Raw genomic sequence first — 9975 nt, 5'->3', positions numbered from 1 at the left:
CTCTCTATTTGATCACACTATTTTAACAAATAAAAGCCTGAAATCTTTGCTCGGCAATCTTTTCAGGCTTTACTTTCTCTAAATTTTTAATTCCTAAATTTGCTTTAGTATCTGCGGAATGTGGGTTCTAACCGCCCGGTTAACTTAATCAGTGACTCCTGCTATATAATGGATGTCAGTTATAATCGTTGACTGCTCATGCAAATTCCTCGTTTACATCCAGACACTATCGAAGAAGTGAAACTCCGGGCTGATATTGTTGATGTAGTCTCGGAGTATGTAGTCTTGCGGAAACGGGGTAAAGATTTTGTGGGGTTATGTCCTTTTCATGACGAGAAAAGCCCTAGTTTTACTGTCAGTCCCAATAAGCAAATGTATTATTGTTTTGGCTGTCAAGCTGCGGGTAATGCTATTAAGTTTGTCATGGATTTGGGAAAACGCCAATTTGCAGATGTGGTGCTAGATTTAGCCAAGCGTTATCAAGTCCCTATTAAAACTTTAGAACCTGAGCAAAGACAAGAATTACAACGGCAGATATCTTTACGTGATCAATTATATACTGTTCTCGCTTCCGCTGCCCAATTTTATCAACACACTTTAAGGCAATCTCAAGGACAAAAAGCATTAGAGTATTTAGAAAAAACTCGTCAATTTCAACAAGGAACAATTCAACAATTTGGTTTAGGTTATGCTCCTGCGGGTTGGGAAACACTTTACCGTTATTTGGTGGAAAGTAAACATTATCCGGTGCAATTGGTAGAACAAGCGGGATTAATTAAACCCCGGAAAGAAGGGGGCGGATATTATGATGTATTCCGCGATCGCCTAATGATTCCCATTCGTGATATTCAAGGCAGAGTTATTGCTTTTGGTGGCAGAACTTTAACAGAAGAACAACCGAAATATCTCAATTCTCCAGAAACAGAATTATTTAGTAAGGGGAAAACCCTATTTGCTTTAGATGAAGCGAAAGACGGTATTTCTAAAGTAGATCAAGCTGTGATTGTCGAGGGGTATTTTGATGCGATCGCTCTCCATGCAGCAGGGATTAATAACGCTGTTGCTTCCCTCGGTACAGCCTTAAGTTTAGAACAAGTGCGGCTCTTATTACGTTACACAGAATCCAAACAATTAATCCTGAATTTCGATGCTGATAAAGCCGGAACAACCGCCACAGAAAGAGCAATTGGTGAAATTGCTAATTTGGCTTATACAGGGGAAGTCCAATTAAAAATTCTCAATTTACCTAATGGTAAAGATGCTGACGAATATCTACATAGTCATACCCCAGCAGATTATCAACAACTATTAACAAATGCGCCACTTTGGCTAGATTGGCAAATTCAAAATATTATTAAAAATCGAGATTTAAAACAAGCTACCGATTTTCAACAAGTCACGCAACAAATAGTTAAACTATTGCAAAATATCGTTAATAGTGATACACTTAATTATTATGTTTCCTCCTGTGCAGAAATATTGAGTTTAGGAGATAGTAGACTTAAACCTTTAAGAGTTGAAAATCTCCTAACTCAAATTAAACCCGGTAGTATAAAACCCTCAATTCCGCGCACAAGCAAACCGCCAACTAAAACACCAAAGCTATCTTTAGTCCACACAGAACGCAGTTTACTAGAACGAGCCGAAGCATTATTATTAATCATTTATCTTCATTCTCCCCAGCAGCGGCAAATCATTATTGAAGATTTAGAAAACCGCAATTTAGAATTTAGTCTTTCTCATCATCGCTTTCTGTGGCAACAAATGGCAGAATTCACAGTTGATGAAGTTGATTTAATTTCTAGTGTCCAAAATAGATATTTAGAATTAGGGGAAGAATTAGACATAGTTTCCCATATATTTCATCTCAATGAAAAAAATAAAACAGAAATATTGCGAACTCCTCACGTTATTCAAGCAGCACTAGCTTGTATGGAAAGGGTATTTAGAGAAAAGCGCTATCGTTATTTTATGGAACAATGGGAAAAAATAGATCCTGAAACCGAACCAGAAAAAGATAAATATTATGCTGAAGCTATATATATAGAAAAAATTCATTTACACGACCTTGAGAAACAGCGACAATTTTCTATTACCGATTTAATTTAGTAGGTTGGGTTGACGCAAGGAAACCCAACATTTTCGGAACTTTGTTGGGTTGCGCGGTCGCTTAACCCAACCTACATTACTTACATTACTACGCTATCAGACATTATTCATTTGCTTCTTTCAAAATACGATCATAGAGTTTATCACCAACTCTAAAAGTTGTTTGAGAAATTAAATCATCCATTACTAATTTAACATTATTGATGAATCCTCTTTTCTTAGCAATTAAAAGCATACCTAATATGCCTGTTAAAGACAATCCTAATTTTACTGCTTCTCGTCTTCCTAACCTTTCATCAATTAATAGTTGATTGGCATTTAATTCTACAGCTAATATAATAGCTTCAGCTTCTCCTTGATCTAAATTTAACTCTAACTTTCTGACTGATTGCTTATTAATAACACTTCTTATTTCTATCCAATTTGCATTTTTTAGGGCGTTATTAACTTTTTCTCCTGCTCTAATATCAGTTAATTCATTATATACTGCTTGCGGTATAATAACTTTAACATAAATATCTTCAAGCAAAGACAGTTGATCAATCTTTGCTAAACTGCTAATTGGTGAAGTATTACTAACAATAATCATAGCCAACCTGTAGCTTGAAGAGTTTTAATATCTTCTTCAAATTCTTCAACATCATAGTGCATAGAAATATTGCGTTGTGCAAGTAATTCTTGAAACTCTACATAATTCATTTCAGCAATTTTACTAGCCTTACCCAGACTAACCCTTTCTTGTAAAAATAGCATAACTGCAATTTCTACTAATAGTTCACTCCCTGTCATTCCGCTAGAATTTAGCACTTCATCAGAAATAGTTAAACTCATAATTTAATCTCCTTGCAAACAACCAATTTTATGTTCACAGCTTAATACTGAGAGAGATTTTTTACACCATAAGCAGTTTTTCAAACATCCTCTAAGGGGGAATTAGCTTGTTGTTTTCTAATTGCACGAGCAATCAAAGGAGCTTTCTTTTCTAATCCTGTTAGGGTAAGATCACCATTAATATACAACTTATACCATTCTCGACGCTGACGAAGAACTCTTTCATCATCCTGTAAAGGTAATCTTTGTAAAGTAAATTCAGCCTTTTGGCGTTTTTCTTCTGGTACTGCATCAGTTATTACTAATTGTAGGGAAGGTAACAAAATTTCAAACCAATCATCTTCAACTTCAAACGGGTCAAGAATCTGGTTATCAAGAGTACCTTTACTACTATTAATTCAACCAGAAGCAAAACGGTAATTAGTCCATTCATAAGCTAAATGACGATGATTTTCACAAGATAGGAAATGGTCTACAGTGCCAACAGGTTCATACATAACAGTATAACCACAAAGATTACCAAAGCCATCAGCTAAATCACTTTTAAAATTTGACCAATAATCTTTTAGTCTTTTTTTATCTGGATTTTTTGCTAACCAATTATTACCTGGTTGTCGTGCTTTTGCATCAAAATTTTCTGGTTCTGCTGGAGGATTAAACTTTAACATATTTACTATGAGTCTGATGATTTTTAATTTCTTCTTTCTGCTATAACTATCCAACGTGGCCAAAATGGATCATGTCCCGGTAAAAGTCTTTGCAACTCCTGATGAATTTGTGATTGTGTTCTCAAATGTTCAGGAAAAGTATTCATATTATCATTACGCATCCACGCTTCTGCTGCTTCAATTGCGGTTTCTGATTCTTGGGAACGTGCTTGTTTTAGTCCAAATATTTCTGATGTTAACCATCCTACAGTATCTCCTTGTTTAGTCCAGAACATTTCATTTAGTTCAACCTCTTTTCCTTGTAGTTCAAATAGAAATAATTTATCTTGTTCTTCATGAAATATTGGTTCTAATGAAGCCAGAACAAGGGGAGAATGAGTAGTAACTAAAGCTTGTACTGTGATATCTGATTTTAACTGATTGACTACTGATAAAATAGACGGTAAAATCGCTCTTTGCCAGCGAGGATGGAGATGAGACTCAATTTCATCTATTAATAAAACTATTTGATTCATTGGTTCTTGCTGCGTTAGTTCACAAGCTTTTTCGTGTTCATACCAAGTCCATACTAATAAATAAGCAAGTCCCAGAATCCTCTTCATTCCTGCTGATGCTTGGGTAATGGGAATATTTCCATAAGAAAGATTAATTGTCGGAATATCACGTACATCATCTACAGATACTCGCGTTGGTTCTCCTATTTCCATCCATTCATCAGGATGAGGTACAAGTTGTTTAATGACATCAGATAAAAGTTGAAATGGCGTTTTTTGGGGTTGATTTTGCCATGTTACCCAATCTTGAATAAGACCGTTAGAAATAACTTTTCCTTTTAATTTTAACCCATTCCAAAGTGTATCAGGGGTAAAATTATAGGCATTTTTATGGTTACGAGCAGGGTCAAAGACAGAAAAACTTCCATCAACACGAACAAAAATAACTACTCTTTTTAAAATCTTTAAAAAATCACCTAAATGCGATTTATTCTGCCATTGCTGCTCGGAAAAATCAAATTGACTCTGAACATCTATTTCAGAAAAAAGTAAGCCGCTATTTTGTATGTTAAGTTTGGATATAATTGTGGGTAATTGACTTGTATTTCTTTGCGGATAAGCGGGTTGTTCTACCCAGTTTCCAGTAAGTACCCACCAAGCAACATCTAGTAAGAAACTTTTACCTAATCCATTATCCCCAGTAAAGATATTGACTCTATCAGCAAATTCAATATCAAATTGAGCAGATGGTCCTACAGACCTTAAATGAAGTTCTTTTAGCATTTAACTACTTCTCCAATATATTTTCATTCACTTGCAACTAAATTTTAAACCTCACCAATAACCACAGTTTAACAAGGTGGTAACATATCAGATAAACGGATTTGCAAATCAGGAAACTCTAAAGGTGAAACTGTTGCAGTTTCCATAATAATTACCTGACTTTCATAACCGTTTTGAGTCGGGTTCCTGAAAATGTGTAATTCACGTTTCACCACATCCAAAACCCAATAATCTTTAATTCCTGCCAAAGAATAAGCTTGAGCTTTAGTTTCACAATCTAATTTTAAACTACTATCTGCAACCTCAATAATTAAATAAACTTCTGATGGTGTAGGATGATGATCTGCATAGTCCAAAGGATCTATTTTTACAACGGAAATATCCGGTTCTGGTTCAGACCTATCATTCAATTTTACTGGGTCTTGAACACATATTAAAGCCCGATTTTCCAATCTTTTTTTTAGTACATAGTTTATTCTTCCCGTTGCTGAACGGTGCGCTGTTGATTTTGCACTTTTACAAAGTATCTTTCCTTCTAACAGTTCTACCCGTTCGTCTGGTGCAAAAATACCCGCTTCATTCATGCGGTGATATTCTTCCACAGTCCACAAGCGCAATTGTAGATTTGTTTCTGTACTTTGCATAGTGGCTTTTGAGCTTGACTAGATATAGTTTAAATATATTAGATATTAGATTAGATCCCCGACTTCTTTGAGAAGTCGGGGATCTGAGGAGAATGATAATATTTATGATTACTTCTGGGTGATATGTTTTAGCAACCCTTCACAGGCATCCATCAGTAAATCAATCACCTGATTAAAGCCCTCAACTCCGCCATAATAGGGGTCTGGAACTTCCTTGAGGGTGTGTGTAGAGCAAAAATCGCACATCAACCTAACTTTGGAATGATATTGCCCAGAACGGTCAACAGCGAGGATATCATCATAATTATTACGATCCATTGCCAAAATCAAATCAAACTCTTGAAAGTCACGGATTTGAAATTGCCGAGCTTGGCCAATGAGTTTAAATCCTAACTTATTCTCTGCTGCGGCGCTCATGCGTCTATCCGGCGCTGCACCAATGTGATAACCAGCAGTACCGGCAGAATCGCAAAGAATTGTATTATTTAAACTGGCTTGGTCAATCAGATGATTCATAATATTTTCTGCCGATGGCGATCGGCAAATATTACCAAGGCAGACAAACAGTAGCTTATAAGGCATAATATTTTGATTTAAATTTTGTGTCAGTTGCCAGTTATTTTACACTACTGACCACTGACCGGGAATTTTAGATTTTAGATTTTAGATAAAAAAATTTGGTACGAGTTTCCATCCTTGAGAACGGAAAAATACTCGCTGCGCTGCGTACGCTTCGCTAACGTCAATCCCAAATCCAAAATTTTTGAGCTTCTACACTTTAGGTTGGAGTCAATCCAAAATCCAAAATCCAAAATACTCGCTGCGCTGCGTACGCTTCGCTAACGTCAATCCCAAATTGAGTGACTACATTCCGGGTAATTCCAGTCCACTGGTTAGATCTTCCATACGTTCTCGCATGGTTTCGGTGGACTTTTTATAGGCATCCTTCATCGCCGCCGCGACTAAATCAGAAAGCACTTCTGAACCTTCTGCTAAAGCAGATGGAGCAATTTCTACTCGTTTGGGTTCTTGGTTGCCACTAACGACGACTTTAACAAGTCCACCACCAGATTCTCCAAGAATCTCCATTTGCTCCAATTCTTCTTGCAGACGCTTTGCACCTTCTTGAACTTGTTGCGCTTTTTTAAATGCTTCGGCTAGTTCTTTCATTTTGCCTAAGCCAAAGCCAAATCCCTGTCCTTTTTCTGCCATAACTGGTTATCCGCTGTACGATTGTTTAGAAATCAAATTCAATTATAGATGCGATTAGTCATTAGTCATTGGTAATTGGTAATTGGTAATTGGTAATTGGTAATTGGTAATTTAATTACTCTTGCCTATTGCCTATTGCCTATTGCCTCTTGCCTATATTTAACAACCTGCTTGAAACTCACCCAACATTTTCACTTCTGGTTCTAGCCAAATTGACCAGCGTTCTTGCACCTCATTTTGAACATGACGAATGAGGGAGAAAATATCACTGGCTTTAGCTCCTCCCCGATTGACGATAAAATTAGCATGAAGTTGGGCGACTTGCGCTCCTCCTAATTGATAACCCTTGAGTCCGGTTTGTTCAATTAACCAACCAGCAGTATAAGGTTTAGGATTTCTAAATACACTGCCACAACTAGGATAGCTGTAAGGTTGGGTGCTAAGTCGGTGTTTTTTATGTTCCTTAGTCCTAGCTGTCACTTGCACTGGATCTGCTCCTGGTTGCAGTTGGAAGGTGGCTTGAGTGACAATTCGCTTACCACCTTGGAGAAGTGAACTTCTGTATGTGTAACCTAATTCCTCTGGGGTGAGAGTTGCCAGAGTTCCATCTGGGGAAAGAACTTGAGCGCTAACTAACATATCTGCGATACAACTACTATGCGCTCCAGCATTCATTACCACTGCACCGCCTACAGTTCCAGGAATACCCACAGCCCATTCTAATCCTTCCCATCCTAAAGCGGCTGCGTCCCATGCTAGAGTAGGGATGGGTTCGCCGGCGGATACAGTTAATTGACCTGTGGCTGGGTCAAAGCTTTTAGACCGGAGATGCCGAGTGGCGATGACTAGACCGGGTATGCCGCGATCGCTCACCAACAAATTAGAACCAGCGCCCAATACTGTGATTGCTAAATTATTTGCTTTTGCGTACTCAATACTTACTTGTAAGGCCTCTAAATCATCGGGAGAAACATAGCACTCAGCCTCTCCACCAACTCGATAAGAAGTAAACGCTGACAAAGAAGTATGGGTTTTTAAAGGACAATTCGTCCCTGGTAGGTAAATTAATTTACTATTATCCACATCATCTTTTGTTTGCATTTGTGGAGTGAAATTAGAAAATTCGCAGATTTTGCCAAATCCCTGGGAAGTTATCATTTTTACTTCAATTAGTGAATTTTTGACATTTGTTATTTATAGGAACAGACAAGATAGTGAAGACATCAATTAACTGTAAAACTCAGCAGACAACAGGGTTTTACTCCTGAATCGGTGAATCTTTGTCCATGGCAGTGAATTGATGAAAATACTACTAGAGTGCAGTTCTTAGCCTAAGAAGTGGCGATCGCTGGTTCACTCATCATGGTAATCAGTTCGGGAATAGCCTGATTTAAGTTGCCCGCACCTAAGAACAGTGCCAAATCCCCTGGACATAAGGCTTGCCGTAAAAACTCACTAACCAAGGATAAAGTTTGTTGATAAACTACTTCAGGATTGTGTTTACTAATCGCAGTAGCTAAATCCTGTCCACTCACTTGTCCTAAATCAGGTTCACCCGCACTGTAAATATCCGTCAGCACAACTAAATCAGCATGAGTAAAAGACTCAGCAAACTCTTCTAAAAACGTTAATGTTCGCGTGTAACGATGGGGTTGGAAGATAGCAACTACCCTTTGTCCCGGTCTAGCTTGAAGACGAGCAGCCGCTAGAGTAGCGCGAATTTCACTAGGATGATGGGCATAGTCATCAATAAAAGTCACCCCAGCCGCTTCACCTCGGAACTCAAACCGTCGTCTTGCACCTTCAAAGGTAGCAATACCTTGGGCAATTTCTCCAAAATCTAATCCCAAAACTCTACCCACAGCCACTGCTGCTAGAGAGTTGCTGAGGTTATGATGACTCAATAGCTGTAAATTTAATAAACCCAAGGCTTTGCCTTTTTCCCATACCAACGCTGTTGTGCCATCAGCACGATAATCTATATTGGTAACGGTGTAATCAGCACCTTTATCCGGGTAAAGACTATAGGTAATAGTTGGTTTAAACCTATCACGCACTGTCTCACAATCAATACTACCTACCAACGTTTTGCAACCTTGAGTGAAGGTTTGGAAGGTATCAACCACCTCTTCCAATGTCTCGTAGTGGTCAGGATGATCTAATTCAATATTAGTAATAATACCAATCTCTGGAGCGTGTTTTACCAGAGAACCATCGGACTCATCTGCCTCTGCTACTAAATAACGGCTTGCACCCACTCTAGCATTACCTTCCCAAGCCTTAACTTCACCACCGACCAAAATTGTCGGATCAAGCCCAGCTTGCAATAGCATATAACCAATCATACTACTAGTCGTGGTCTTGCCATGAGTTCCTGCTACAGCAATACTGTAATAATCAGCAATCAAGGCCGCGAGAACGTCAGAACGATGCCAAATGGGGCAACCTAGTTCTAGGGCCGCCTTATACTCCAAATTATTAGCATTAATAGCTGTAGAACAAATCACTTGGGGTAAAGCGGTCTTCACAGCAGACAACTTTTCTGGGTAAATTAATGGTACCGTATTAGCCGCTACTTCTGACAGAAAAAATGCCAAATTGTTAGCTTCTTGTTTACTGAAAATGTGAGCGCCCAGGGATTCTAACTTATGCGTAATATGGTTAGCACGTAAATCTGAACCGGATACTGGCAATTGGCGTTTAGTTAGAACATAAGCCAAAGCAGACATTCCAATCCCACCAATCCCAATGAAATGAAATGGTCTGCCACTAAAATCTATAGAATTACTCATTTTTATTTACCTCTTACACCACACCACACCAGAATCACATAAGACACGCGTATCATAACAGGATTTTGATTGTTACAGATCCTAACTATGCCATCCAAAATATTCATCCCTGCTGAATGATTAAATTTTGACTTTCGTTTTGCTCTGTGAGCCAGATTACCCCCCGGTCGAAAATTCTTGCTGTTTTTAATCTGCCCATAAGATTATTCTGAAAATTTCTGCTACATCGGGAAAGAAAATTGTGTAAATTTAAATACATTTTGTTATGACGGTTTTAGCACTAAGTAGCATCGGCTTAGAGACAGCAACTTGCATTACTTATCAAAAGCCTCTGTCGGAATTGACTACAATAGTACATTGGTAGTGAAATTATTGTGCAATTTATAAAAATCATCATTGGGAGCAGGGAGCAGGGGGCAGGGGGATTTCCCTCTTCCTTGCT

At 38.2% G+C, this 9975-nt stretch carries 11 protein-coding genes; 1 reads left to right on the top strand and 10 read right to left on the bottom strand.

Features of this window, described 5'->3' with window-relative positions:
- The first annotated feature begins 198 nt into the window (after positions 1–198).
- The gene (gene dnaG, locus IQ226_RS13475) at positions 199–2109 is read left to right on the top strand and encodes a DNA primase (protein WP_193896096.1); all 1911 of its coding nucleotides are present in this window, start codon (positions 199–201) and stop codon (positions 2107–2109) included.
- A gap of 103 nt (positions 2110–2212) precedes the next feature.
- On the opposite strand, the gene IQ226_RS13470 is transcribed toward dnaG, so the two are convergent.
- The 10 genes from IQ226_RS13470 to murC form a co-directional block, all read right to left on the bottom strand.
- Entirely contained in the window at positions 2213–2698 is a 486-nt protein-coding gene (locus IQ226_RS13470) for a DUF3368 domain-containing protein (RefSeq protein WP_193896094.1), read from the bottom strand.
- Complete coding sequence (locus tag IQ226_RS13465; RefSeq protein WP_193896092.1) at positions 2695–2940, bottom strand: UPF0175 family protein; 246 nt, start codon at positions 2938–2940, stop codon at positions 2695–2697. Before IQ226_RS13465 ends, IQ226_RS13470 begins: the two co-directional genes overlap by 4 nt.
- Positions 2941–3020: 80 nt before the next feature.
- On the bottom strand, positions 3021–3263 hold the full coding sequence (locus tag IQ226_RS25150) for a hypothetical protein (protein WP_228039424.1): 243 nt from the start codon (positions 3261–3263) through the stop codon (positions 3021–3023).
- A 75-nt stretch (positions 3264–3338) separates the two neighbouring features.
- Positions 3339–3608, bottom strand: a complete 270-nt coding sequence (locus IQ226_RS25145; protein WP_228039423.1) for a hypothetical protein — start codon at positions 3606–3608, stop codon at positions 3339–3341.
- A gap of 23 nt (positions 3609–3631) precedes the next feature.
- Positions 3632–4885 (bottom strand): AAA family ATPase, encoded by a 1254-nt coding sequence (locus IQ226_RS13455; protein WP_193896091.1) that lies wholly within the window; start codon positions 4883–4885, stop codon positions 3632–3634.
- A 68-nt stretch (positions 4886–4953) separates the two neighbouring features.
- Complete coding sequence (locus tag IQ226_RS13450) at positions 4954–5529, bottom strand: Uma2 family endonuclease (protein ID WP_193896089.1); 576 nt, start codon at positions 5527–5529, stop codon at positions 4954–4956.
- Positions 5530–5637: 108 nt separating this feature from the next.
- Positions 5638–6111 (bottom strand): low molecular weight protein-tyrosine-phosphatase, encoded by a 474-nt coding sequence (locus IQ226_RS13445; RefSeq protein ID WP_096665455.1) that lies wholly within the window; start codon positions 6109–6111, stop codon positions 5638–5640.
- 282 nt (positions 6112–6393) lie between these two features.
- On the bottom strand, positions 6394–6741 hold the full coding sequence (locus tag IQ226_RS13440) for a YbaB/EbfC family nucleoid-associated protein (protein ID WP_193896087.1): 348 nt from the start codon (positions 6739–6741) through the stop codon (positions 6394–6396).
- A gap of 159 nt (positions 6742–6900) precedes the next feature.
- Complete coding sequence (gene murB, locus IQ226_RS13435; protein ID WP_193896085.1) at positions 6901–7899, bottom strand: UDP-N-acetylmuramate dehydrogenase; 999 nt, start codon at positions 7897–7899, stop codon at positions 6901–6903.
- A 173-nt stretch (positions 7900–8072) separates the two neighbouring features.
- A complete protein-coding gene (gene murC, locus IQ226_RS13430; protein ID WP_193896083.1) occupies positions 8073–9533 on the bottom strand; it encodes a UDP-N-acetylmuramate--L-alanine ligase in 1461 nt (486 codons plus the stop codon).
- Positions 9534–9975 lie beyond the last annotated feature (442 nt).

The organism is Dolichospermum sp. LEGE 00240, assembly GCF_015207875.1.
In the GTDB taxonomy this organism is placed as follows: Bacteria; Cyanobacteriota; Cyanobacteriia; order Cyanobacteriales; family Nostocaceae; genus Dolichospermum; species Dolichospermum gracile.
Note: the sequence above shows the minus strand (reverse complement) of the source record. Positions and strands in the feature narration are given on the sequence as shown.

What these genes read in the sequence shown, in the direction of transcription:
- dnaG (WP_193896096.1), top strand. Translation starts at nt 199, where the DNA reads ATGCAAATTCCTCGTTTACATCCAGACACTATCGAAGAAGTGAAACTC.
- IQ226_RS13470 (WP_193896094.1), bottom strand. Translation starts at nt 2,698, where the DNA reads ATGATTATTGTTAGTAATACTTCACCAATTAGCAGTTTAGCAAAGATT.
- IQ226_RS13465 (WP_193896092.1), bottom strand. Translation starts at nt 2,940, where the DNA reads ATGAGTTTAACTATTTCTGATGAAGTGCTAAATTCTAGCGGAATGACA.
- IQ226_RS25145 (WP_228039423.1), bottom strand. Translation starts at nt 3,608, where the DNA reads ATGTTAAAGTTTAATCCTCCAGCAGAACCAGAAAATTTTGATGCAAAA.
- IQ226_RS13455 (WP_193896091.1), bottom strand. Translation starts at nt 4,885, where the DNA reads ATGCTAAAAGAACTTCATTTAAGGTCTGTAGGACCATCTGCTCAATTT.
- IQ226_RS13450 (WP_193896089.1), bottom strand. Translation starts at nt 5,529, where the DNA reads ATGCAAAGTACAGAAACAAATCTACAATTGCGCTTGTGGACTGTGGAA.
- IQ226_RS13445 (WP_096665455.1), bottom strand. Translation starts at nt 6,111, where the DNA reads ATGCCTTATAAGCTACTGTTTGTCTGCCTTGGTAATATTTGCCGATCG.
- IQ226_RS13440 (WP_193896087.1), bottom strand. Translation starts at nt 6,741, where the DNA reads ATGGCAGAAAAAGGACAGGGATTTGGCTTTGGCTTAGGCAAAATGAAA.
- murB (WP_193896085.1), bottom strand. Translation starts at nt 7,899, where the DNA reads ATGATAACTTCCCAGGGATTTGGCAAAATCTGCGAATTTTCTAATTTC.
- murC (WP_193896083.1), bottom strand. Translation starts at nt 9,533, where the DNA reads ATGAGTAATTCTATAGATTTTAGTGGCAGACCATTTCATTTCATTGGG.